Here is a 20,874-nt window from a genome sequence, read left to right as displayed (position 1 = left end):
TAAGGAATCAGTCATGACCGATGCCATTCGTTACGAAAAGGGCCAGGACCAGATTGTGGTGCTGACCATCGACATGCCCGGCCAGAGCGCCAACACCATGAACGGGGTGTACCGCGAGGCCATGGCGGCCACCGTCGCCCGCCTGGACGCCGAGAAGGATTCGATTGCGGGCGTGATCATCACCTCGGCGAAGAAGACCTTCTTTGCCGGCGGCGACCTTAATGAACTGATCAAGGTCGACAAGCCCCACGCCAAGGATTTCTACGACAGCGTGTTGGTGCTGAAGGCGCAACTGCGCACCCTGGAAACCCTCGGCAAACCGGTAGTGGCCGCGATCAACGGCGCAGCGCTGGGCGGTGGCTGGGAGATTTGCCTGGCGTGCCAGCACCGCGTGGCGCTGGACCACAAGTCGGTACAGATTGGCCTGCCGGAAGTCACCCTCGGGCTTTTGCCGGGCGGCGGCGGCGTGGTGCGCATGGTGCGGATGCTGGGCCTGGAAAAGGCCTTGCCCTACTTGCTGGAAGGCAAAAAGATTACGCCGCAGCAGGCGCTGCAAGCCGGGTTGATTGATGAGCTGGCGACAGATCGAGACGAGCTGCTGGCCAAGTCCCGGGCGTGGATTCTGGCCAACCCCGAGGCGAAACAGCGCTGGGACATCAAGGGCTATCAGATCCCGGGTGGTACGCCGTCCAACCCGAAAGTCGCGCAAATGCTTGCCATTGCGCCATCGATCCTGCGCGCCAAAACCAACGGCTGCTTCCCGGCCCCGGAGAAAATCCTCTGCGCCGCCGTGGAAGGTGCCCAGGTGGATTTCGACACCGCGCACTTGATCGAGACCCGCTACTTCACCGAGCTGGTCACCGGGCAAGTGGCGAAAAACATGATTGGCACCTTCTGGTTCCAGCTCAATGAAATCAATGCCGGCAGTTCGCGGCCCCAGGGCTTTGCGCCGTATGTGACACGCAAGGTCGGCGTGCTCGGCGCCGGGATGATGGGCGCGGGCATTGCCTACGTCAGCGCTTCGGCGGGCATTGAGGTGGTGCTTAAGGACATCAGCCAGGCGGCGGCAGAGAAGGGCAAGGCCCACTCGGCCACGTTGCTGGACAAGAAGGTCGGGCGTGGGCAATTGACCGCCGAACAGCGGGAAACCATCCTCGCGCGGATTGTTCCTACCGAATCCGACGCCGATCTTGCCGGCTGCGACCTGATCATCGAAGCCGTCTTCGAGGATCGGGAACTCAAGGCCAAGGTCTCGGCGGCCGCGCAAAGCGTGGTGGGTGCCGAAGCGGTGATCGCCTCCAACACCTCCACCTTGCCCATCAGCGGGTTAGCCACCGCCGTTCCAGACCAGGGCAAGTTTATCGGCCTGCACTTCTTCAGCCCGGTGGAAAAAATGCCCCTGGTGGAAATCATCAAGGGCGCCCGCACCAGCGACGAAACCCTGGCGCGGGGATTCGACTTCGTACTGCAAATCAAGAAAACCCCGATCGTGGTCAACGACAGCCGCGGCTTCTTCACTTCAAGGGTGTTCGGCACCTTCACCAATGAAGGTATCGCCATGCTCGGCGAAGGCGTGGCCGCACCGATGATCGAGACCGAGGCGCGCAAGGCCGGCATGCCGGTGGGGCCGCTGGCGGTCTCTGACGAAGTTTCCCTCAGCCTGATGAGCCATATCCGTCAACAGACGGCCAAGGACTTACAGGCCGAAGGCAAGCCGTTACCGCAGCACCCGGCGTTTGCCGTGATCGACCTGTTGCTCAATGAATACAAGCGCCCGGGCAAGGCGGCGGGTGGCGGTTTCTACGAGTACCCGGCGGGCGGGCAGAAACACCTGTGGCCGGAGCTGAAAAGCCGCTTCGAAAAGCCCGGCCAACAGATCTCGCCGCAAGACGTGCGCGACCGTTTGCTGTTCATCCAGGCCATCGAAACCGTGCGCTGTGTGGAGGAGGGCGTGTTGATGTCGACGGCTGATGCCAACGTCGGCTCGATCTTCGGTATCGGCTTTGCCGCCTGGAGCGGCGGAGCGCTGCAATTCATCAACCAGTACGGCCTGAACGATTTCGTCGCCCGCGCCCGCTACCTGGCCGAGCAATATGGTGAGCGCTTCACGCCGCCGGCGCTGCTGTTGGAGAAAGCTGCACAGAACGCGACCTTCTGACGCTTTTGGGCATGTGCGGGGCTTGCCTTGAAAGGGTATTTCAAGGCAGGCTCTGGGGGTGTTCATTATTCCCATCGCCGTGTCAGGTATTTTTTATGTCGTTACGCGTGTGCATCCTGGAAACCGATATCCTGCGTCCTGGGCTGATCGATCAGTACCAAGGGTACGGGCAGATGTTCAAGCGCCTGTTCTCCAAACAGCCGATTGCCGCCGAGTTCGTCATCTATAACGTGGTGCAGGGTGAATACCCGGCGGATGAAGAAGTGTTCGACGCGTACCTGGTGACGGGCAGCAAGGCCGACTCCTTTGGCACCGATCCGTGGATCCAGACCCTCAAGACCTACCTGCTGGACCGCCATGCCCGCGGCGACAAGCTGATCGGCATCTGCTTCGGCCACCAGTTGCTGGCGCTGCTGTTGGGTGGCAAGACCGAGCGGGCGACCAAGGGCTGGGGCATGGGCATCCATGACTACAAACTGAACGCCAAGGCACCGTGGATGAGCCCGGTGGTGGAAGAACTGACGCTGTTGATCAGCCACCAGGATCAGGTCACCACCTTGCCGGAAAACGCCACCGTGATCGCCTCCAGCGAGTTCTGCCCGTTTGCGGCGTACCACATTGAAGACCAGGTGCTGTGCTTCCAGGGCCACCCGGAATTTATCCACGACTATTCCCGCGAGTTGCTGGAGATTCTTCAGACAACGCTGGGGGAGAAGGTCTACACCAACGGTGTGGCCAGCCTGGAGCGAGACCATCACGGCGTTACCGTGGCGGAATGGATGATGCGGTTTGTGGCGCACAAACCAAAAGCGGACGTGGCCTAACTATTCGGGTTGATTGACGAGCCTTTTGTGGCGAGGGAGCTTGCTCCCGTTCGGCTGCGCAGCAGTCGCAAGCCTTGGGGGCGCTTCGCACCCCAGCGGGAGCAAGCTCCCTCGCCACAACAGCAGTTTTCCTACAGCCAGCCTGAACGCTTGAAGCTGGCCCACAAACTTGTACACCCCACCGCAATAAACCCCAGCACCGCGAAATACCCATAGTGCCATTGCAGCTCCGGCATGTTCTGGAAGTTCATCCCGTAAATCCCGGCCACCGCCGTCGGGAACGCCAGAATCGCTGCCCACGCGGCAAACTTGCGTTGCACCACGCTTTGGCGCGAGGCTTCCAGCAACACCCCAATCTCGATGGTCTGGCTGGCGATATCCCGCAAGGTGGTCAGGTCTTCCATCTGCCGGGTGACGTGAATCTGCACATCGCGAAAGTACGGACGCATGTTCTTGTCGATAAACGGGAAGCTCAGTTTCTGCAATTCCTGACTGATCTCCACCATCGGTGCCACATAGCGCTTCAGTCGCAGCACATCGCGGCGCAGGCCGTGGAGCTTCTGGATATCCGCTTCACTCAGGGAGTTGCACAACACGTTGCGCTCCAGTTCATCGACCTCGGCATGAATCGCCTCGCTCACCGGCTGGTAGTTCTCGGTAACAAAATCCAGCAGCGCATAGAGTACGAAATCTTCCCCATGCTCCAGCAACAGCGGTCGCGCCTCACAGCGCTGGCGTACATAGCCGTAGGATGCCGAGTGGCCGTTGCGGGCGGTGATGATGTAGCCGTTGCCGGCAAAGATATGGGTTTCGATAAACTCCAGCTTGCCGTTATCGCGCACCGGTGAGTAGGTCACGATAAACAGCGCGTCGCCGAAGGTTTCAAGCTTGGGCCGGCTGTGTTTTTCCAGGGCGTCTTCGATGGCCAGTTCGTGCAGGTTGAACTGGCGCTGCAGGTTGGCCAGTTCCAGCGCGCTGGGCTCCTCCAGCCCGATCCACACAAAGTGGTCAGGCTTGGCGGCCCACGCGGCGCCTTCGTCGAGGGTGATATCAGTGACTTTCTTTCCGGCGCTATAGACGGCGGCCGCAACAACTCTACCCATAGTGCTGATCGCTTCTTCTTGAATGGCAGATGACAACTGTCAGGCAGCTTAGCTGCCCTGCCCAATCAGAGTCAGCAAATTCGGCGGGGTTCAGCCGTGATTGCAGGCGTGGTTTGCAGCTCGCGGTCCATCGCCTCGATGCAGTCGCGCATTTGCTCGCGACAGGTCTGCATTAACAGCGGCATGTCATCCATCGTCAGCCCCTTCGTAGGAATCGGCGGCAACGAGCGAATCAGAATATCGCCACTGTTCCAGCTATTGAGCTTCATCTGCTTCACATAGGTGCTGACACACACCTGCACAATCGGCACGCCTGCGGCGATCGCCATCTGGAACGCGCCTTTCTTGAACGGCAGCAGGGTTTCACCGAAGTTGCGCGTGCCTTCCGGGAACACCCAGATCGAGGTGTCGGCATGCTGCAAGGTGTGGGTGGTGGTCAGCATCGAACGCCGCGCCTTGTGCGCATTGCCCCGGTCAATCAACACATTGCCCGCCAGCCAGAACAACTGTCCGAACAACGGCACCCACTTCAGGCTCTTCTTGCCGATACACACCGTGCGGTACGGCACCACGGTGCCGAACACAAATAGGTCGTAGTTGGATTGATGGTTGGCGATGATCACGCAACTGCTGGGCTTGTTACGCAGCGAGTCGACATCGGCCTTCACTCGCAGGCGCAATAGCCACATCGCCGGCACCGCATACAGGCGCGCGCAGTAACGGCTGTTGTCCGGATTGAACGGCCGACAGATCCCCAGCAGCACGCCCAGTACGCCCGCAATCATAAAATGCAGGCCCATCAACAACATGCGTAACAAAAAAAGCATCGACACGGACCATCGGGACAAAAGGTGGCGCAGTGTACGGATGTGCACTGTATTCGGCAATTGCCCCTATAGAGTCAGGAGATAGGCGATGTTTAAGCGCATGTTTCAACATGCTGTGACAGACACTGTTTAGAGCGGTTGTAGGCAATCCGGAATTCTTTGTAAGAAAAAGCCCGACTCAAGGTCGGGCTTCGATTCAGCAGGCGTAGGTTTGATTAACCCAAGTGCCCTTGGTCCTGAATGATCGCGTCATCCAGGGCTTCCAGCAGCGCCTTACGCACCTTCAGCTTGGTGTGCTTGTGGGCGTTCATATTGATCTTCTTCAACTGGCGAGCCGCTTCCAGTGCGGCTGCCTGCAACGCTTCCGGCGCCACCACCTTGTCCAGGAACCCGGCGCTCAACGCGTCCTGCGGGTTAAACATCTCGGCATTGATCACCGAACGGTGGAACGCCGACTTGCGCAGACGATCCCGCGCCAGCTCGATCCCGGCGTGGTGCATGGTCATGCCGATCATCACTTCATTCAGACCAATGCTGAACGGTCCGTCTACACCGATCCGGTAATCCGCCGACAACAGCAGGAATGCCCCCTTGGCCACCGCGTGCCCGGGGCACGCCACGATCACCGGGAACGGGTGCGACAACAGGCGGCGGGCGAGGGTCGAACCCGACGTCACCAGGCTCACCGCTTCTTTAGGGCCGGCGGTCATCACCTTCAAATCATAGCCACCGGACAAAATCCCCGGCGTGCCCGTGATGATCACCACCGCCCGATCCTTCTCGGCCTGATCCAGCGCTTGATTAAACGCACTGACCACTGCCGGCGAAATGGCATTCACCTTGCCGTTGCTCAGGGTCAGGGTCGCGATACCGTCTTCGAGGTGGTAGGCAATCAACTCACTCATGACGCGATTCCTTGTAATGCTTGTAATAGAAGGACAGACGGCAGACGTTACCCACCGCGCCCGCCCTGGTAAAGCGCCATGACTGACTACCCAGTCAGACTTTTCCCCCATGCCCGCCCGCAGGCGGCCTTCGGCAAGGCGCAGCAGCTACTATAGACAAGCGCCGCGAGTGCCCGAGAATGGCAGAATCGCCGTGGTGCGCATGGCGCCACAGAGGGCTGGAACGGCATAACCGCCTAAGCGCATGAAAATTCTGAAAAAAACCTTTGCCATCGGAAAAGCTTTCGACTACATTAGCGCGCCTCGACAGACTGAATCAGTTTGACGAGATACGGTGAAGTGTCCGAGTGGCTTAAGGAGCACGCCTGGAAAGTGTGTATACAAGAAATTGTATCGAGAGTTCGAATCTCTCCTTCACCGCCAAATTTGAAACGACTAAACCCCTGAAAACGTTAAAGTTTTCAGGGGTTTTGTGTTTTCAGAGGGGCAAAAAAGGCCCATATGGGAACATCTATGGGAATGCGGGCATCGTCCCAGTAAGCTTTGTCGCCGCTTAGTGCAGGTGTAGTGTCTTTTTGTGAGGCCGAATTTATACCGACGGAACGCTCTTGAATTCGAAGGCTTTTCCCGCGGCGTAGAAAATGCCGATGCTCAGCTGACAACCTGTCAAGGGAACCGCTTTTTAGTATCGAATCTGTGTCTAGAATACCTGCACGATCTTAATTAAGCGGAGAGCAAGTCATGGAGCCTGCCCATGTTTCAGCCATTATTTCAGCTATCGCGGGCATCACTGGGGTTCTACTCGGCAACGGTCTCGTCGCTTTTAAGGAACGGCGCGCGAACCATTCGAGAGAAATTCAAGAAACTACGTACCTGGGCGCTATCGTTGTTTCTCATTTGGACCGATTTGCCAGCGGATGTTGCGAGGTCGCCATGGACGATGGCACCGAGCAAGGTAAACCGGCAGGGGTGGGGGGTGAATATGTCACTGTTGCAAAACCGCCAGAGTTCAGGCCTTTAGATATCAACGTCAGTTGGAAGCTCCTGCCGAAAGACTTGATGTATTCGATTCTCAGACTTCCCGATGAGCAAGATCAGCTAAACGGGAACCTTGCTGGAATAAATGAATTCAATCCTGATCCACCAGATCATATCGAGTTCTTCCAAGCACGGCAGCGGGGATATGCTGTGCTAGGGCTCCACGCTTCTGATTTAGCGGAGAAACTTCGTTTATATGCTGGATTTCCGGCACCAGTTCTCGATCCCGGAGAGTGGAGTCGAGACAAGAGCATGAAAGAAGTAATTGAAGACATCGACGCGAAACGAGCTGCATACCAGCTCCGCCAAGCGGCTCGTAGCCAACTTTTCGATGCTGCCGATAACGAAAACGAATAGGTCTGCCTGCCTGGCCGATCTTGATCAGCTTATCCAGTATTCAGGCTCTGACTTCAACACCTTTGGGCAGGCCCGCGGCCTGCCTGCTGGAGTGCCCTTACGCGTCATAATTTAAGCGCTATCTGCAGCAAACCGATTACGTCCGGACCGTCTTCATTGATCCACATGCCGTAGTGCTGCCGGATCATGTTAGCGCTGGTGTGCCCCATCTGCTCCGCGATCCAGTCAACCGAAGCCACGCCGGTGGTGAGCAACTGGCTGGCGTAGGTGTGACGACACTGGCCAGGTCCACGATAACGAACGCCGGCCGCTTTCAAGTGCGCTTTGAAGAACCTGTCTCTCACGACAAAGTCGCTCACGTGCGGCAGGCCGCTCTTGGTGTTCAGGAATACAAAGTGCAGCTTGTGCTTGCGGACGGTTTTATTGTCCCGCTCGACGACGTCGACAGTGTCCACAGTCTTGAGCTGGTTGATGGCGTCCAGTTTGCGCAGTGCATCCCACGCTGGCTCAAGCAGACGCACCTTGCGCGTAGAGCGCCGGGTTTTCGTCACGCGGTAGGCACCGCGCACCTTGGACCGGCGGAAAGTCACTGTCCCCTGTTTCAGATCGACGTCCTCCCAGGCCAGCGCAATGGTCTCCGACACACGTGGGCCTGCCCAAATCATGAACTGCACCATCAGCAGCTCTTGGGTCCGGCTGGTGGGTGTTTCGAGGATCTGCTTGATTTCCGCCCTGGTGAATGGGTCGGGCGCCTCGGGATCGGGTAGGCGGACGAATAACCCCTCGGTTGGGTCGTGCGCGACCTTCTTACGGGTGCGGTACAACCGGAACACCTGGCGCACATTACTGATGATGTCGCGGATGGTCTTGTTCTTCAGCCGCTTCGACAGCGGCCCCTGAATCCATTCCTGCAGGTCCAGGTGGTCAATTTGATCGATCTGAACGTCACCCCAGCGCGGCCGCACATGAACCTCGGCCTTGTTCTTATATCCACGAAAAGAGGTAGCGGCCACGCTGTTGCTCTTGATCGTGAGCCAAAGGTCCAGGTAATGCCCGAATGTGTTCTCGGCCAGCTTGGTCGATTCGGGAAAATGCCGGCGGTAATCGAAGGTGCCGGCCTGGATTTCGTACTCAATCACTGTGACCAGGCGCTTTGCATGCTCCCGGTTTTCTGGTGTGTTACCGCCGGGCACCAGCTCCCGGCACAGCTCGCCATTGAAACGAAAATAGACCCGTACCGAATTGCCACGGGCCTCTACGCCATCTGCCATATGCGTCCCCACGCGATGTATCGAAAGATTCTTCCAACAGGAAGAAAAAAGGCCCGTCGCCGGGCCTGATGTATTGCGGGTTTAGTGTTGCCGATCACTGCTGGCGAAGTAACCAGAACAGGCTGGCACTTTTTCTAGGTGCCGGTGTGACCCCGGTTTGGGCCTCCTCTGCCCGGCGCTTGGCGTTGGCCGCCTGGCGCGCCTTGCTGCACTTCTGGTGGTTGCCGTGGGCGCGGGATCTGTTGCATTGGTCGCAGACACCCGTTAGGTCGAGGTTCCAGGGGAAGGATTTACCGTTGTTCACGGCTACACCCCCGGACGGCTTTGGAAAGCGAGCCAAATGTAGTGGCGACCTTTGGCGGTAACCTTGATCTTGCTGGTCTGCTTGTTCCAGTTAATCATGCGCAACTCGTCGAGAATGGTTGTCAGGGTGTGGCCTTGGTGCCAACCGGCCAACGCCTTTATGCAGCCCTGAGCCAACAGGCCACGGAAGTCTGTGTGTCCGAAGTTGGTGCCTTGGAAAGCGGCTTGCATTTGCTCATCGCTCACCAGATCGGTGATGGCGCGCACTTCTGGATCGCGTCGGTAGCATTTATGCGTCATGTATGATCCTCCTGAGCGATATCGGCCTCGGCCATCTCGCAGAAAAACGAACAAGCCGGGATTTTTTCGTTGCGCCGTACCGGACCGTCGCCCAGGTCGCGCAGGGAAAAACGCACGTTGGTGGCTCGATCACGGAAAAGGTATGAACCTTCGCCCAGCTCGTCCTGGACCTGGCACAACGCTTCGAACTGCTCCGGGAAGTCTTGCCGGATTGCACGGAAGTAGCCTTCACCGCCTTTCACGCAGCCGATGCAGTTGGCATTGTCGTAGCCCAATCGGTACATCAGCGGCAGCTCAATACCCGCCCGCAAAATCATTGCCTTGCAGTCCTCTTTGCCCAGGCCAGCGTCAATCAGAGGGGCAATAACAGGTCGATCCGGGTTTCTGTCGCGGAAGTCGTCTAAGCGATCTGCCTCCTCAGCGGTGTATCCAAAAACCATCATGTCTCCCGGCTGCTTCCAGCTATCGAGCAGTCGACGTTTCAGCAGCTTGGTGCAGGGCGCACCGTTTCGGCCCTTCATGAACCGTTCGCGACGGAAAACCTGAATAATGTCAGCCCCGTATTTCTCGTCCCGAAGCTGGACGACCTCCTGACCGAACCACTTCTGGCAGTCCAGCAAAAAGCGGCGGTTGTCTTGATGTTCATTGGCTAAAAAAGCGTTGATGACGTGCACGTCGTGCGTTGCGCCGTATTGAGTCAGCGCCAGTTTGGTAGCCACGGCCGACGCTGCCCCGCAGCTGAACTGGCAGATGATGCGCGGGTTATTCATCTGAGTTCTCCAAACAGCGATAGGCGATTCAACTGGCAATGGCACTGGGGGTTCATCCATATGCATTCAGTTCGGGTTGCGGAGCCGCGCCCGGCACTGATACGAGCGGAAGTACCGTAACTAGCCCAGCCTGGTAGCAGTTCGGAATACAGGTCGCTTGGGTAACCAGACAGAACCACCATGCCTTCTAGCTCGAGCAGAACTGCCAGCAATTCCCGATGGGCCGCGTCATCCATTTCGTGCTTGTAGTACCTGCCGCTAGATGCACCCTTGTATCTGGTGTCGTGCACGTAGGGCGGGTCAACGTAGTGCAGGGTCTGCGGCCCGTCGTGCGCCTTAACAACCTCGATCGCCGGCCTGTTCTCGATCAACACTCCACTCAGCCGCTGGCCAACCTCTGCAAGTTGATCGGGGTAGCCCGCCCATAGTGACTGGGCTGTGCCGTATTGGCGTTTGGTGTCAATACGAAAACCCGTGACTCCCTTGGTCGCGCCGGCAGAGCCAAAGCCCATCTGAGCCCTGATGATCGTTCGGCGGGCGCGTTCTATCGGATCGGTGCAAGGCTCCCACGACAACTCAAATTCTTCCCGCGAATAAGGTGTGAACACTAGGCGTTCAACAAGTCCTGATCGGGAATTTTGATCCTGTAGCACTCGGAAGAGGTTCACGATATCGCCGTCCAGGTCGTTGTAGACCTCGGCATATGATCGGACCTTCTGCATCAGCACGCCGGCGGCGCCACCGAATGACTCGACGTAGCAAGTGTGCTGTGGGAAGTGTTGCAGCACCCACGGTGCGAGCCGGAACTTCGCACCGTGGTAACGGATGACCGGTGATGTAATCGTCATTGGTTACCCCCCCCTCACATCCGAAACGATTGATGAATGCGAGCCGGCTGAGCCGTATGTTCTGCAGGTTTCGCCACGGCGCCCTGAGTCTCGCAAACGAACCGGTGCCGCTCCCGGTTGGGCGCAGTCAGTGCCTTGGTCAGGCCTGGCACGGCGGCGGCGCATTGTTCGTTGGCGTAAGGGCCGCTCCAGCTATTAGCCTTCACCACCTGGCAATCTGTGCGGGTCGCATCCGCGCACAAGTAAAGCAGCAGGAAAACAGTCATGATCGTTGCCCCAGCTTCGCCACGCGTGCGGACTCGTATTGGCTTGCCAGTATCTCTACCGCGCCGTCAATCCACCCACAGGATGGTTTCCCAGCCGCCACGTTGGCCAGGTGCTCGGCTTCATTGATTTGAAAGCCCAGGTGAAAGTACGCGGTGCCGTCGAGTTCAAGCTTGACCCCGCCGCTCATGAGCAAGTGGCCTGTGTTTACCCCCAACCGCTGCCAATACTCATGGGAGCTGAGCCTTTTTGGGCAATGCTCTGCCCACAAGGCAACCAGGCGTTCATGCTCAGCCCGAACTGCTGCGCGATCTTCCTTCGACATGCCTTTGGCAAGCTTGGCGGTGCTGCGCAGTGAGCGATAGCCATAGTCATCAGGGCGGCACCAGTGCGCATCCAGCTCAGCACCGCCTGTAAGTTTCACACCACCAGCAAAGTGAGAAGTGATATCTCGCATCGGTGCAACTTTTCCGCCGAACATTGAGCCAAGCACAGCCGTTTGGGCGATCAGGATGTCCTTCTGTGCGTAAAACTCGCGAACGATGGCAACTGTTGCGGGCTCGCTGGACTTGTAGAAAAAATCGGACATGGTCACTGCCCTCCCATGAGCATTCGTGTCAGCGCGTTGGGCTGGCCATCTGGTGTCAACTTGCTCAGCGGCTGCTTGGTAGTGCGGCCATTGGCGCTACGCAAGGTGGCGACGTTGCCGTCGATTGCCTGGATGACGGCTTTTCGCGCGCTGAAACGGTAGCTGCGACCGCCACCACTGATTGCGACGTAGCTGACCTTATCGCCGACGGCGAGTGGGGTTGTGGTAGCCTCTGCGGTGCTGCTTTGGGGGTGATTCACTTGCATGGTGCGTCTCCTTTGGGTGGTAGGTGTCGGGGAGTTGGCGCTCCTCGACACCATCTTTCAGGCCGGGTTGGCCTGGTCTTGCTGAATGATCGTTATGACTTCGTCCCGGTCTTTCGCATAAGCGAAGGGCAGTTCGCCCCCTGGCCGAGTGACGGGGTAGCGCGACTCTGGTAACCGGCACAACGCGACGGTGTAGCCGCTGTCGGTCACCCAGCAGTTCTGCTGGAGTTGCCCGTCTCTATTGCGCTTCGGCGCCCATTTCATGCCCATGTCCCTATCAGTTCTTCCCAGATGGCATCGCCATCGGGGAGGTACGTATGCACCTCTTGCTCTGGCGAGTAGTCCAGTTGAAGCACCGCCAGGCAGTCGTCGAACAGTGCGGTGTCGAGGCCGCGCAGGCTGGTGAGCACGAAGGGGTAGTCGTGGCCGTTGTAGAGCCCGAGTAGAAACCGGCCAATCACGGCGCTTTGGCCTGTATCACGCCGGGCGACAGGGATCAGGCGGTTCAGTGCCTCAATACCGGCCTTGCGGATGGCGGGGCGCTTGGCTTCAAACTCTTGCAACTGCTTAAACCAGTTGGGCTGTTGGGTTTGGGCAGGCGTATTCATGCGGATTCTCCTTTCGAAGGCCGGATCAATAAGGAATGGTGTCGAGGAAAGCGATGTCGTGAACCACCTTCCTGGCATCAAGCTGGACGTCCTGCGGGATCGCGAGAAGAGAGCAAAGCAGGTCGAGCAGAGCGAGCATTTGCGCGCAGTTGAGTGCGGTGCGCGCGTTCAGGCGTGGTCCGTATTTGTGCATTAGCTGCCCCTGGTAACCGGGCAAAAAAACTTTGATGGTGCTGGAAATCCAGTCTTCTGCCTGAGCCACCTTGATACCGAATGCACTTGCCTCGTTTGCGTTGAGGTCGCCGATAGCCTCGGGCCGAATTCTGGGCGTATGGGCGTCGGCACCTGAAAGATCGACCACAACCATTCGACTGCGGACCGCCTCACTGCACTCCAACGGTTGGTTTGCAGTGATCACGAGAGCACCCTTGAAGGTCACGCGCTGGGTCCGATCACCTCCCTCCTGGCTGATGACGTCGCCGGAGCTATAGAGCGGCTTCAGTTCATCCCAATCGAAGGGTTGTTCTGGCTCATCGTGGTGTTCGCAAATGACGATCGGCCCTTCTGCGTTGGCGTAGATGCGAGCCCGTGCGGCCTGGGTAGCGTGAGCCAGCGAATGTGCATAAGGGGTTTGGCCGTTCAACTTTTGCAGGTACTCCAGCATCAGCGACTTACCGCTGCCGGCGGCGCCGTTGATCTGAAGGAACGGGAAGCTGTTCTGGTCTTCACGGATACGGGCGGCATGCGCAGCCCCCATCCACCAGGCCAAAGCAACTACCCCTCTGGCGCCGAAGTAGGCGACAAAATCATTGAAGCGAATAGCCGATTTGAGTTCGTTTTGCATGGTGTTGCTCCTGTTTTTGCGGTGGTTACACGCCCTGGAATACCCAGCAGCGAATGGTTTTACTGGCGTTGAATGCGTCGACCTGGCGCGCTGAATTGACGGGCTTGTTCGACTCCAGAAACTTGGGTGACTTGCTGGTCTTGAGCAGGCGCTTCAGATCGCTCAGCGGGGGAACCTGCTGCCGCTTGTTGGCAGCCATCTCCACGAACTCATTCAGGTTCACGGCGATAAGGCCATCGCGCCGCGCATGGTTGAGCGCGCCTTTCTCGTCCATGCCATTGAGGAAGTCGTACAGGTCCCAAAACTCGCGCACGGTCGGGTGGTCGGCGTTGATCGCCTGCTGCCGCTCCAAGGCCATACGGCTGATTTCGGCGTGTGCAAGGGCTTTGCGACGCTCGCCGAGGGGAACGACCCCGGCGAGTGCATCCACCAGGCTGCGCAGTTGGGCGTGGTTTTTGGCTATACGCACAGTGCGCACGCCAGGCTGGGCCAGCAGCTCCTGCTCGTAGCCGGAGGTGTTTTCCTCCATCAGCCGCATGGTTTCGGTTTCGCGTTCCAGTGCCTTGACCAGGAAGCCGCTGATGCTGTCCATCGGCATACGCTCCAGCTGTTCGGCGTACTGCTTGGTTTCCGGGGTGTGGTGCTCGCGTGTCAGATGCACATGGCAGATACGCTGCAGGATCGGTTCCGAAGCGTTCACCGGGTTGTTCTGAGCTATCAGCAGGGCGGCCCGGAATGGCGGTTCGTGAGTGTCGTTGCCGTTGTTTTTCACGCCCGTGGAGCGAACGCTGCGGCCGTTGTAGGCGGTTTTCAGTTCGTCCCAGTCAAAGTGTTTAACCGGCTGGCCCTCCTTTTGCTCACGCTCCGACTCGATCAGCACGACCGGCAGGTTGCTGACCTGCGAAAAGTTGCGCGCACGGCTTGCGGCCGTCGCTTTGGACGGGTCGAAGCCTTCGTAATCAGTCCGCCCGACCGACTTCCACAGCAGCTCCACCAGGGTGGTCTTGCCCGAGCCGGCTTCACCCACCAGCTCTAGGAACATCAGTGACTTGTGGATCTGGCGGATTTGCTCTGCGTGCAATGCACCCAGCCACCAGGCCAGTACCACAAGGCCCTGTACGCCAAAGCAGCGCCAGTAAATGTCGAACCAACCTTCGTTGTAGGCATTGAGGTCGGTGTTGATGTGCAACACCGGCGACTGGCTCTGTGACTTGATGCTCAGTTTGCCGAGGTCAAAAAAGTCTTCTTTGTTGCGCACCTGGACCTTGCCGCCGTGAAAAGCAAGATCGTTGAAGACGTAGGCTCCATGGTCGCGGCTGTAGCCGATCCATTCGATGGTGTTGACGGTTTTCAGGCAATCGAGCTGCGGCGCCAGGATCCGTTTCAACTGCTGGGCGCTACCCTCGAACATCGCGCCGTTGGAGACGTTGAGCAGGCGATTGGCGAACTCAGGCGCCGAAGTGAGCTGCTTGGCAGTGAATGTGCTTTTGATGGCCGGCCCTTGCGGGCGCTCAATACGGAAGTAGTACCAGGCCTCATCTGTGAGGTCGTTGCGCATGTAATACAGCGCCTGGAAATTGCAGTTGGCGATGCTGGTCACCGAGCCAGATTGGCGCAGTGCCTTGTAGCGCTTTTGGTCGTCGTTGAGCAGTTGGTCCTCATGGCGGTCTGAACTCTCCAGATCGGCCATGGCACGGTCGTACCGCTCAAGGTCCAGCCGAAACCAGTAAAGGCGCTTGCGGAAGGTGAAGTTGAATTCCTTGCGCTCGTCGCGCAGGTAAATGAGGAACCCCTTTTCTTCAGCCGAGTCAGCCAGCAGCAAATCGCCGTGGTGACGGGCTTCGTCCAGATCCTGTTCGATCCGCTCGGCACGCTTGTCGTCGCCCTCGATCGGCTTCCACCGTAGGTGCAGGTCGTTCCAATCAACCTTTTTTCCATTGGGCTGTGGGATCACCGCAGCCTTGCAGGTGAAGCCCAGCTCGCGCGCTTCCTTCGCCCAACGGCGCATGTTGGCCTTGGCGACAGGCTCGTTATCCAATGCCCACACAAGTACCGGCAAGCGCCTGTCGGCATCGTGGCGCAGCTTGGCCAGAGCCTTGAGTGAGTCGATGGGGCAGGGCGCGCTGGACATCATCGACACGGCTGGCACGTCGTTGTGCACCAGTGCAATGGAGTCGAAAATTCCCTCTACTATGAACAGCTCGTCGACTTCCAGCAGGTCGACGCTCGGCGGGCACCACCAGACGCCTTTGTAGCCGGACAAACCATCGCCGGTGGGGCGGAAGCGCGCTTTCATCTTGCCGAAGCGATCTGGCCGATCGATCAGCCGTTCCCAGTACCCACCCTTTTCCAGGGCGAAACGTACTGTGGCGCTGCCGATGTTTAGCCGGCCATCCCAGTAGTTGTCCTGGGTGAACCAACCGGCAATCAGCTCAAATTTGAAGCCCCGTGCAAATTCAAGGTATGCGCGTGCCGTGGCCTGGGGGTTGTCTTGCGTCGACGGGGCGGTCTTGCTCCAGTCGTTGAACAAGTCGTCGTAAACGTCCTTCACATGGACGCGGTGGTCGCACTTTTCCGGCCGTCCGCAGATCAGTGTCCAGGGCGAGTCGTAGAAGGTGTAGAGGGTCTTCTGGCCACAGGCAGGGCAAACACCCTTACGCATATATTCGGTGCCGCGCATGTGCTTGAGCTGGTAATCCCGCTCAATGCGTTGGATGACGTCGGCGCGCAGCCTTTCTTTCATTTCCATCGTGGCTTACTTCGCTTCGTCGAGACTGTGTTTAAGGGCGCCCATCAGGCTTTTTCTTGCTGCCAACCCGGGGAAGGCCACCAGCAATGAGCCGTGCCGCAAACCCTCGGGGATCATGCGAAACCGATCGTCATACCAGTGCTCGTTGAGCTGCGCCGAGTACTGCGCGCGCAGGTCCTGTAGCAGGGCCTCTGCCTGGTCGCGGGGCAGTTTTGCGGTGATGGCGATGTCGATTTCCATGGTCCACCTCGGATTGCGGGCAAAGCTCACCCAAACCCATTGGGAATGGGGCAGGGCGGGGGGTTAAAAGGAAGCGTTACTGAGGGTGTGGCTTGTGTACGGCGTTGCGCTGGTCGAGCATTTTTTGCGGCAGAAAGCGAGCCGGAACTGGGAAGCGTTGATCTGCGAGAACGTCCACCAGGTGTACACGGGTGCTGTCAGCCCCGGTGGCCCAGTCGACGCCGATCCAACGACGCTTTTTGATCATTTGCAGTTCAGTCCAGGCGTTGTGAACAAGCTTTGGCGCCATGAACACCGGAACTTCCAACGCAAGTGTCAGGTGGCGAATGCAGCGATCGAACAGCAAATCGGAATCCACCAGGTGTTCAGCCTCGTGGCGTTGCAGGTAAGCGAAAGCAGCTTGTTGCATGCTGCTGCGGTAGTCATGAGTCTGTTGATCGAGGTTCATCACGCGCGCTCCATTTCCAGTTGGTCCAGCAGATCGGGTTGATCGTTTTTCGACTTGAGGTTCTGACGTGCAAGTAGCCGAACCTTTGTGGGAGCCGTGGGCAAAACCGTCAGGGGCCGCTCAATGCCGGACGGGCTGAGCTGATATTCCCAAACCAACGACCCGGAGAAGGTGGCACCGCACAGCAAGTTGGTGCATTCCGAGTACATCGAGCGGAAGCAAGGCGTCTGCCCCTCGGAGGTACGGATGCGCATAGAACTGTTGCAGCAAGGGCAGACGAGTTTGTAAGTACTCACTAGACAGCTCCCTGGCTGTAAAGCTGGATAGTCGCGAACACCTCGGCGTAACGAGCCGACATGTAGGTGACCAGGGCGGCGATGATTGCGTCGGCCTCGCGCTTTTCGATGACTCCGTCATCCAGGGCCGCAGACATGATCTGGTCAACCCTGCCGCGCTTGGCCGAGGCTTTGAGCGAACGGGTGTACAGCTCAACGTTGTCCAGGGTTTCCGGGAGGCTCAGCGGTACGAACATGCCGCCGTACATTGAGGCGATGTAGTCCGGTAGGAAGGTGGTACCGGCAACCTTCTCCAGGCGGTGAATATGCTCGTCGGTCAGCGGGCGACTACCTGCATTTTCGTAGGCCTGGTTGTCGAACTTCTTAATCGGCATGCCGAGGTCTGCCGAGGCGTACGACCGACCGCCAGGGTAGGCACCGATCACGGCCATGACGACGCTTTTTCTGCTGTCTAGAACTGGGCGTTTCATCTTCTGGTATCCCCTTGGAGCCAGAGGCCCTAGTTTGTAATCACGCCGTCTTTGATCCCGAGCAATACCGCCGCCCGGTGTGCTTCGCCACGACGACCTTTCTTGCGGCCGTTAAGCAGGTCACTGACCAAATTTCTGTTCAACTCATATGTACGGCAGAACTCGGCAATGCTGACGCCCTTGCGGTCAAGAGCTGCGCGGGCTTGCTCGGGTGTCAGAGGGGCGGGCATAGTGTTCATGTGTGTTCGTTCGTGTTTGTGTGAGGGCATTTTTGAACAGAAAAATATACAAGTCAATAAGGGTTGCTCATAAAAATGTACATTTCTGATGGGGTGGGCGATCGCCTAAAAGAAGAGCGCGACCGTTTGGGCCTTAGTCAGACTGATTTCGGGGCGTTCGGAGGTGTCAGCCGAGGGACACAGAAGGCTTACGAACAGGGCGCTAATTCGCCCGATTTGCGATACCTGGCGGCTCTTGAGAGAGCGGGTGTGGACATTCAGTACGTGCTGACAGGCGCGAAGACCTTGCTGTCGAAAGATGGGATTGACAGTGCTGAGTCTCGAATTCTAGAAAACTACCGATCCCTATCGGAGGGCGATAAAGCATCCGTCCAGAGGCTGACGAGCGCTTTAGCAATCTCTACTACTACTTAAACTTTTGTCTCGTTCTAGGTCTGCGGCGGCCAATCGGCCTTAGTTCCTGTGGACTGCACTGACTTATTTCTCTGCCCAAAGTGTTCGTTGCCTTTTTTGCATGGCGGGGGTGGTGGCACACCAAAACATGCTGAGAATCGCTCGTTCGCCGGGTGTTTTCGACGGCACTACCGATAGTGCCGGGCGCCCGTTACGTGTTGTAAAGGGAGTAGAACATGTTGGTGAACAGCGATGCAGAGACCAATCAAACCGCAAGCGGTGAAGAACAGCGTTTTACACACGCGGAGCTTCACTTGGTGAAGGTGTTCAGGCAGTTGAGCGAGGAACACCGGAACGACGTGCTGCGCTTTATTGATGCACTCTTGAACGCTCAGTAGGAGGGGAAGCCCGGTTCGCCGGGCTTTTTAAAGAGGCTGATGCTGCCAGTATGAGGCTTGCGCTATTGCCGAATTAGTGATTGCCAAATAGCCTATGTGCTTTGGCAACACCAAAGATCCGACGGTCTCAAGGAATGATCCATAGAGGGAATGCTGTGAAAACTGACGTACTGATGGGCGCCTTCACCGGCCTGATGCTGTTTGCACTCTCCACAAACGCCCTGGCAGAACCCTGCGACGATGTTCTCGCTGCGCTCCAGCAGGAACGCCACCTTTCCCAGGTCAAGCAAACTGAGGGCAAACAAACCACCGAGTATCGTGACGGTCCGAATATCGCGCTGTCGCTCAGTTGTGCCTTGGGTGCTCCCAACGTTGCTGTTACTTGGGATGGCCCAGCCCCTGATCAAGCGTTTTATGACCTTGTCGGCCGTACTGGCGGCCTGGTATCAAAACGCTCCGCTGCCGAAGTGGTGAAGGCGTCCAAGCAATGCCGCCAACAGGCACTGAAAGACGATAGCGAGATTGCGACCGTCGAGCAAAAAGGACTGGCCATCGAATGCCAGGCCTTTGCCCGTGACGGTGGTGGCACGACCATTACCGTGTTCGCCGAGTAACCTTCCTACACCTTGGCCCCGCCGTCCGCAGGGCCTCCCGTTTCAGCCTTCGTCGCCTGAAGCCGCTTCCACTCCCGATCCACAGCCCGCTTGGCCGTGTTCTTGTTGGCGTACAGCCACAGCAGACGCCGAGGCTTATCCTGGTCCCCGGCCGTCATAGTTTTCTCTTTCCCGGTTTTGTCATCCCGGTAGTAGGCGATGATCCCGGTGTAATCCAGTTTGTTCTCCACCGCCAGGTCATCGACGGTGTCTTCCGGCAACTTGCTTTCCAGCTCCAGGCTCATGGTGTAGCCGTTGTCCGGGCTGAGGTTGTGTTGCACGTTGCCGCCGTACCAGATGATTTCGTCGATTTCAGCCTTCACGCCTTGCAGCGTGTAGGTCAGCTCCGGGATCAGATCGGGACGGCCCACCGCCAGGGTGTAGCTGAGGGTCGCGCTGCCACGGCGCAGGCGGTTGAATTCCGCCCGGGCAGCACGAAGGGCAGACTGCTTGTCGCTGTAGGTGTGGCGCAGGTCTTTGAGGTTTTCGCCGCCGCCGGCAATGGCTTCCTGCTTCTTGGCGCTGTTCACGTCGTAGAAGTAGGCACGCACACCGTCGTAGCTGTCGCGGTCAGCCAACAGGTAGCGGTGCTGGTCGCCGTCGGCGCGGGTGAGGGTGATGTGGGGCAGGTCCAGGCCGCTGGCGGTCTTGCCACCACCGGCTGGCATGCACAGCAGGCATCCCGCTTTGACGCTGGCCACCGCGTCGAACTCTTCACCCAGGCGGCTGATCAGGTTGGCGTCAGATTCGTTCGCCTGATCGAGCTGCAGGATGGGCAGACCGTCGAGCGCACCGGCAATGGTGGCGGTGAGGCCGTTGCCTATTGCGATATCGCCCAAGACGTCGCCGAGGGTGGTATTGCTCCAGCTGCGCTCGCGTTTGGTTTTGAGGGCCTTGCGTAGATCTGCCGAGCGAGCGCGGATGCTCAGCATATCCGGCGCACCACTGTGTTCGATCTCGTCGACGGTGTAGGTGCCTTTGTCGACCAAGCCGGTGTCACTCCAGCCCAGCCATAACCGCACCACCGCACCCTTGGGGGGAATCGACAGCAATCCATCGTGGTCGCTGAGGGTGATGCTGAGCTGATCGGCTTCGATGCCGCGGTTGTCGGTCAATTCAAGGCTCATCAACCGCGGGCTGATGAGTTGGGCGATGTCGTTGCCGTCGACGGTCACGCGAAAAGCCGGTACCGGATACGCCGCATCGCGTTTGTAGCGGTCGACCGTGTCTTTCAGAAACCCGGTCACACGGGAAAGGGCGGCGTCGATCATAGCAACCTGCGCAGGATATTCACGCCGACGGCGGTACCGGCGCCCAGTAGGTCGATCCGGTCATCATCGATACGTTTGAGGGACAGGCTGAATTCAATGCGCCGAGGCGTGCCGTCGCTAAAGAAAATAGTCTTGGTTTCGCTCAGACTTTCGATCACCCATAGGCCGTAAATGCGGCCGCTGCCTTCGACCATAGGCCAGGCCTTGCCGGTGTTAGCCATCAATCGAATGGCGTCCAGGCTGAGGCCGCTGCCCGCCAGCTCAGGCAGGATCACACCTGGCAGCGTGATGGTGTCGTCGCCACGCCCAAGGAACTGCCGCGCGGGTACGGCACCGATCCGATTGTTGCTGGCGTGACGCCATTCGGTTTGGCGCTGCAGTTCCTGATAGGCGGCGGTTGAGAGGCTGAACACGAACATGCCGAGGGCGAGCATCATGCGGG

General features: G+C 58.4%; 28 protein-coding genes and 1 tRNA gene. 7 read left to right on the top strand and 22 right to left on the bottom strand.

Annotation, left to right across the window (positions count from 1 at the left end; all coding sequences use genetic code 11):
• Positions 1 to 13: 13 nt before the first annotated feature.
• Both AC3WKX_RS02510 and AC3WKX_RS02505 read left to right on the top strand, forming a co-directional pair.
• On the top strand, positions 14 to 2,158 hold the full coding sequence (locus AC3WKX_RS02510) for a 3-hydroxyacyl-CoA dehydrogenase NAD-binding domain-containing protein (RefSeq protein WP_102604812.1): 2,145 nt from the start codon (positions 14 to 16) through the stop codon (positions 2,156 to 2,158).
• 95 nt (positions 2,159 to 2,253) lie between these two features.
• Positions 2,254 to 2,982, top strand: coding sequence for an amidotransferase (locus AC3WKX_RS02505; protein WP_008434897.1), 729 nt, complete (start codon positions 2,254 to 2,256; stop codon positions 2,980 to 2,982).
• A gap of 131 nt (positions 2,983 to 3,113) precedes the next feature.
• Here the strand turns inward: AC3WKX_RS02505 and AC3WKX_RS02500 are convergent, their stop codons facing one another.
• The 3 genes from AC3WKX_RS02500 to AC3WKX_RS02490 form a co-directional block, all read right to left on the bottom strand.
• A complete protein-coding gene (locus AC3WKX_RS02500; protein WP_004371189.1) occupies positions 3,114 to 4,085 on the bottom strand; it encodes a magnesium and cobalt transport protein CorA in 972 nt (323 codons plus the stop codon).
• Between the two features lie 71 nt (positions 4,086 to 4,156).
• Positions 4,157 to 4,912 carry a lysophospholipid acyltransferase family protein gene (locus tag AC3WKX_RS02495; RefSeq protein WP_004371188.1) on the bottom strand — a complete coding sequence of 252 codons (756 nt, stop codon included), beginning with the start codon at positions 4,910 to 4,912 and terminating at the stop codon, positions 4,157 to 4,159.
• 215 nt (positions 4,913 to 5,127) lie between these two features.
• Complete coding sequence (locus AC3WKX_RS02490) at positions 5,128 to 5,817, bottom strand: crotonase/enoyl-CoA hydratase family protein (RefSeq protein ID WP_102604813.1); 690 nt, start codon at positions 5,815 to 5,817, stop codon at positions 5,128 to 5,130.
• A 333-nt stretch (positions 5,818 to 6,150) separates the two neighbouring features.
• Here AC3WKX_RS02490 and AC3WKX_RS02485 point away from each other — a divergent pair.
• Together AC3WKX_RS02485 and AC3WKX_RS02480 are read left to right on the top strand one after the other, a co-directional pair.
• Positions 6,151 to 6,240, top strand: a tRNA-Ser gene (locus tag AC3WKX_RS02485).
• 318 nt (positions 6,241 to 6,558) lie between these two features.
• Entirely contained in the window at positions 6,559 to 7,212 is a 654-nt protein-coding gene (locus AC3WKX_RS02480; protein ID WP_102604814.1) for a hypothetical protein, read from the top strand.
• 104 nt (positions 7,213 to 7,316) lie between these two features.
• Here AC3WKX_RS02480 and AC3WKX_RS02475 read toward each other — a convergent pair whose 3' ends face one another.
• The 17 genes from AC3WKX_RS02475 to AC3WKX_RS02395 all read right to left on the bottom strand — a co-directional run bounded on the left by AC3WKX_RS02475 (position 7,317) and on the right by AC3WKX_RS02395 (position 17,708).
• Positions 7,317 to 8,483 (bottom strand): Arm DNA-binding domain-containing protein, encoded by a 1,167-nt coding sequence (locus AC3WKX_RS02475; RefSeq protein WP_102604815.1) that lies wholly within the window; start codon positions 8,481 to 8,483, stop codon positions 7,317 to 7,319.
• Positions 8,484 to 8,577: 94 nt separating this feature from the next.
• Positions 8,578 to 8,787: a hypothetical protein gene (locus tag AC3WKX_RS02470; RefSeq protein WP_102604816.1), complete on the bottom strand. Its 210-nt coding sequence runs from the start codon at positions 8,785 to 8,787 to the stop codon at positions 8,578 to 8,580.
• Between the two features lie 2 nt (positions 8,788 to 8,789).
• Positions 8,790 to 9,086, bottom strand: a complete 297-nt coding sequence (locus tag AC3WKX_RS02465; RefSeq protein ID WP_102604817.1) for a hypothetical protein — start codon at positions 9,084 to 9,086, stop codon at positions 8,790 to 8,792.
• Positions 9,083 to 9,856 carry a hypothetical protein gene (locus tag AC3WKX_RS02460; RefSeq protein WP_102604818.1) on the bottom strand — a complete coding sequence of 258 codons (774 nt, stop codon included), beginning with the start codon at positions 9,854 to 9,856 and terminating at the stop codon, positions 9,083 to 9,085. Before AC3WKX_RS02460 ends, AC3WKX_RS02465 begins: the two co-directional genes overlap by 4 nt.
• Positions 9,853 to 10,704, bottom strand: coding sequence for a DNA adenine methylase (locus AC3WKX_RS02455; protein WP_102604819.1), 852 nt, complete (start codon positions 10,702 to 10,704; stop codon positions 9,853 to 9,855). The genes AC3WKX_RS02460 and AC3WKX_RS02455 overlap by 4 nt, the downstream gene beginning before the upstream one ends.
• Before the next feature lie 14 nt (positions 10,705 to 10,718).
• Entirely contained in the window at positions 10,719 to 10,970 is a 252-nt protein-coding gene (locus tag AC3WKX_RS02450) for a hypothetical protein (RefSeq protein WP_102604820.1), read from the bottom strand.
• Positions 10,967 to 11,557: a Mu-Gp12 family protein gene (locus AC3WKX_RS02445; protein ID WP_102604821.1), complete on the bottom strand. Its 591-nt coding sequence runs from the start codon at positions 11,555 to 11,557 to the stop codon at positions 10,967 to 10,969. The genes AC3WKX_RS02450 and AC3WKX_RS02445 overlap by 4 nt, the downstream gene beginning before the upstream one ends.
• A gap of 2 nt (positions 11,558 to 11,559) precedes the next feature.
• Positions 11,560 to 11,823, bottom strand: a complete 264-nt coding sequence (locus tag AC3WKX_RS02440; protein WP_102604822.1) for a hypothetical protein — start codon at positions 11,821 to 11,823, stop codon at positions 11,560 to 11,562.
• A 57-nt stretch (positions 11,824 to 11,880) separates the two neighbouring features.
• On the bottom strand, positions 11,881 to 12,087 hold the full coding sequence (locus AC3WKX_RS02435) for a hypothetical protein (protein ID WP_102604848.1): 207 nt from the start codon (positions 12,085 to 12,087) through the stop codon (positions 11,881 to 11,883).
• Positions 12,084 to 12,431 carry a DUF7673 family protein gene (locus AC3WKX_RS02430; RefSeq protein WP_102604823.1) on the bottom strand — a complete coding sequence of 116 codons (348 nt, stop codon included), beginning with the start codon at positions 12,429 to 12,431 and terminating at the stop codon, positions 12,084 to 12,086. The genes AC3WKX_RS02435 and AC3WKX_RS02430 overlap by 4 nt, the downstream gene beginning before the upstream one ends.
• A 25-nt stretch (positions 12,432 to 12,456) precedes the next feature.
• Positions 12,457 to 13,275, bottom strand: a complete 819-nt coding sequence (locus AC3WKX_RS02425; RefSeq protein ID WP_102604824.1) for a hypothetical protein — start codon at positions 13,273 to 13,275, stop codon at positions 12,457 to 12,459.
• Between the two features lie 25 nt (positions 13,276 to 13,300).
• A complete protein-coding gene (locus AC3WKX_RS02420; RefSeq protein WP_173883017.1) occupies positions 13,301 to 16,018 on the bottom strand; it encodes a toprim domain-containing protein in 2,718 nt (905 codons plus the stop codon).
• 12 nt (positions 16,019 to 16,030) lie between these two features.
• Positions 16,031 to 16,264, bottom strand: coding sequence for a hypothetical protein (locus tag AC3WKX_RS02415; protein WP_057709691.1), 234 nt, complete (start codon positions 16,262 to 16,264; stop codon positions 16,031 to 16,033).
• Positions 16,265 to 16,340: 76 nt separating this feature from the next.
• On the bottom strand, positions 16,341 to 16,712 hold the full coding sequence (locus AC3WKX_RS02410) for a hypothetical protein (protein ID WP_057709692.1): 372 nt from the start codon (positions 16,710 to 16,712) through the stop codon (positions 16,341 to 16,343).
• Positions 16,712 to 17,008, bottom strand: a complete 297-nt coding sequence (locus AC3WKX_RS02405; protein ID WP_057709693.1) for an ogr/Delta-like zinc finger family protein — start codon at positions 17,006 to 17,008, stop codon at positions 16,712 to 16,714. The genes AC3WKX_RS02410 and AC3WKX_RS02405 overlap by 1 nt, the downstream gene beginning before the upstream one ends.
• The gene (locus AC3WKX_RS02400; RefSeq protein ID WP_102604826.1) at positions 17,008 to 17,478 is read right to left on the bottom strand and encodes a YmfL family putative regulatory protein; all 471 of its coding nucleotides are present in this window, start codon (positions 17,476 to 17,478) and stop codon (positions 17,008 to 17,010) included. The genes AC3WKX_RS02405 and AC3WKX_RS02400 overlap by 1 nt, the downstream gene beginning before the upstream one ends.
• A 29-nt stretch (positions 17,479 to 17,507) precedes the next feature.
• Positions 17,508 to 17,708, bottom strand: a complete 201-nt coding sequence (locus tag AC3WKX_RS02395; RefSeq protein WP_057709827.1) for a DNA-binding protein — start codon at positions 17,706 to 17,708, stop codon at positions 17,508 to 17,510.
• Positions 17,709 to 17,792: 84 nt separating this feature from the next.
• Here AC3WKX_RS02395 and AC3WKX_RS02390 point away from each other — a divergent pair, with 84 nt between their 5' ends.
• From AC3WKX_RS02390 to AC3WKX_RS02380, 3 genes are all read left to right on the top strand, one after another.
• Positions 17,793 to 18,131 carry a helix-turn-helix domain-containing protein gene (locus AC3WKX_RS02390; RefSeq protein WP_057709695.1) on the top strand — a complete coding sequence of 113 codons (339 nt, stop codon included), beginning with the start codon at positions 17,793 to 17,795 and terminating at the stop codon, positions 18,129 to 18,131.
• A 215-nt stretch (positions 18,132 to 18,346) separates the two neighbouring features.
• Positions 18,347 to 18,508 carry a hypothetical protein gene (locus AC3WKX_RS02385; protein ID WP_157255539.1) on the top strand — a complete coding sequence of 54 codons (162 nt, stop codon included), beginning with the start codon at positions 18,347 to 18,349 and terminating at the stop codon, positions 18,506 to 18,508.
• Positions 18,509 to 18,681: 173 nt separating this feature from the next.
• Complete coding sequence (locus AC3WKX_RS02380; RefSeq protein ID WP_134327138.1) at positions 18,682 to 19,122, top strand: hypothetical protein; 441 nt, start codon at positions 18,682 to 18,684, stop codon at positions 19,120 to 19,122.
• Between the two features lie 5 nt (positions 19,123 to 19,127).
• Here the strand turns inward: AC3WKX_RS02380 and AC3WKX_RS02375 are convergent, their stop codons facing one another.
• Both AC3WKX_RS02375 and AC3WKX_RS02370 read right to left on the bottom strand, forming a co-directional pair.
• Positions 19,128 to 20,432 (bottom strand): phage late control D family protein, encoded by a 1,305-nt coding sequence (locus AC3WKX_RS02375; RefSeq protein ID WP_057709697.1) that lies wholly within the window; start codon positions 20,430 to 20,432, stop codon positions 19,128 to 19,130.
• Positions 20,429 to 20,869 (bottom strand): phage tail protein, encoded by a 441-nt coding sequence (locus tag AC3WKX_RS02370; protein ID WP_057709698.1) that lies wholly within the window; start codon positions 20,867 to 20,869, stop codon positions 20,429 to 20,431. The genes AC3WKX_RS02375 and AC3WKX_RS02370 overlap by 4 nt, the downstream gene beginning before the upstream one ends.
• Between the last annotated feature and the right edge of the window lie 5 nt (positions 20,870 to 20,874).

This window comes from Pseudomonas sp. GP01-A4, from assembly GCF_058780865.1.
This window is presented reverse-complemented; position numbering and strand designations above follow the sequence as displayed.

Excerpts from the sequence above, each read along its gene's own strand:
- AC3WKX_RS02370 (WP_057709698.1), bottom strand. The coding sequence starts at position 20,869 with ATGATGCTCGCCCTCGGCATGTTCGTGTTCAGCCTCTCAACCGCCGCC.
- AC3WKX_RS02425 (WP_102604824.1), bottom strand. The coding sequence starts at position 13,275 with ATGCAAAACGAACTCAAATCGGCTATTCGCTTCAATGATTTTGTCGCC.
- AC3WKX_RS02490 (WP_102604813.1), bottom strand. The coding sequence starts at position 5,817 with ATGAGTGAGTTGATTGCCTACCACCTCGAAGACGGTATCGCGACCCTG.
- AC3WKX_RS02440 (WP_102604822.1), bottom strand. The coding sequence starts at position 11,823 with ATGCAAGTGAATCACCCCCAAAGCAGCACCGCAGAGGCTACCACAACC.
- AC3WKX_RS02510 (WP_102604812.1), top strand. The coding sequence starts at position 14 with ATGACCGATGCCATTCGTTACGAAAAGGGCCAGGACCAGATTGTGGTG.
- AC3WKX_RS02400 (WP_102604826.1), bottom strand. The coding sequence starts at position 17,478 with ATGAAACGCCCAGTTCTAGACAGCAGAAAAAGCGTCGTCATGGCCGTG.
- AC3WKX_RS02430 (WP_102604823.1), bottom strand. The coding sequence starts at position 12,431 with ATGAATACGCCTGCCCAAACCCAACAGCCCAACTGGTTTAAGCAGTTG.
- AC3WKX_RS02385 (WP_157255539.1), top strand. The coding sequence starts at position 18,347 with ATGTTGGTGAACAGCGATGCAGAGACCAATCAAACCGCAAGCGGTGAA.
- AC3WKX_RS02415 (WP_057709691.1), bottom strand. The coding sequence starts at position 16,264 with ATGGAAATCGACATCGCCATCACCGCAAAACTGCCCCGCGACCAGGCA.
- AC3WKX_RS02460 (WP_102604818.1), bottom strand. The coding sequence starts at position 9,856 with ATGAATAACCCGCGCATCATCTGCCAGTTCAGCTGCGGGGCAGCGTCG.
- AC3WKX_RS02480 (WP_102604814.1), top strand. The coding sequence starts at position 6,559 with ATGGAGCCTGCCCATGTTTCAGCCATTATTTCAGCTATCGCGGGCATC.
- AC3WKX_RS02410 (WP_057709692.1), bottom strand. The coding sequence starts at position 16,712 with ATGAACCTCGATCAACAGACTCATGACTACCGCAGCAGCATGCAACAA.
- AC3WKX_RS02390 (WP_057709695.1), top strand. The coding sequence starts at position 17,793 with ATGTACATTTCTGATGGGGTGGGCGATCGCCTAAAAGAAGAGCGCGAC.
- AC3WKX_RS02500 (WP_004371189.1), bottom strand. The coding sequence starts at position 4,085 with ATGGGTAGAGTTGTTGCGGCCGCCGTCTATAGCGCCGGAAAGAAAGTC.
- AC3WKX_RS02435 (WP_102604848.1), bottom strand. The coding sequence starts at position 12,087 with ATGAAATGGGCGCCGAAGCGCAATAGAGACGGGCAACTCCAGCAGAAC.
- AC3WKX_RS02465 (WP_102604817.1), bottom strand. The coding sequence starts at position 9,086 with ATGACGCATAAATGCTACCGACGCGATCCAGAAGTGCGCGCCATCACC.
- AC3WKX_RS02445 (WP_102604821.1), bottom strand. The coding sequence starts at position 11,557 with ATGTCCGATTTTTTCTACAAGTCCAGCGAGCCCGCAACAGTTGCCATC.
- AC3WKX_RS02475 (WP_102604815.1), bottom strand. The coding sequence starts at position 8,483 with ATGGCAGATGGCGTAGAGGCCCGTGGCAATTCGGTACGGGTCTATTTT.
- AC3WKX_RS02380 (WP_134327138.1), top strand. The coding sequence starts at position 18,682 with ATGGGCGCCTTCACCGGCCTGATGCTGTTTGCACTCTCCACAAACGCC.
- AC3WKX_RS02495 (WP_004371188.1), bottom strand. The coding sequence starts at position 4,912 with ATGCTTTTTTTGTTACGCATGTTGTTGATGGGCCTGCATTTTATGATT.
- AC3WKX_RS02505 (WP_008434897.1), top strand. The coding sequence starts at position 2,254 with ATGTCGTTACGCGTGTGCATCCTGGAAACCGATATCCTGCGTCCTGGG.
- AC3WKX_RS02375 (WP_057709697.1), bottom strand. The coding sequence starts at position 20,432 with ATGATCGACGCCGCCCTTTCCCGTGTGACCGGGTTTCTGAAAGACACG.
- AC3WKX_RS02420 (WP_173883017.1), bottom strand. The coding sequence starts at position 16,018 with ATGAAAGAAAGGCTGCGCGCCGACGTCATCCAACGCATTGAGCGGGAT.
- AC3WKX_RS02395 (WP_057709827.1), bottom strand. The coding sequence starts at position 17,708 with ATGCCCGCCCCTCTGACACCCGAGCAAGCCCGCGCAGCTCTTGACCGC.
- AC3WKX_RS02455 (WP_102604819.1), bottom strand. The coding sequence starts at position 10,704 with ATGACGATTACATCACCGGTCATCCGTTACCACGGTGCGAAGTTCCGG.
- AC3WKX_RS02450 (WP_102604820.1), bottom strand. The coding sequence starts at position 10,970 with ATGACTGTTTTCCTGCTGCTTTACTTGTGCGCGGATGCGACCCGCACA.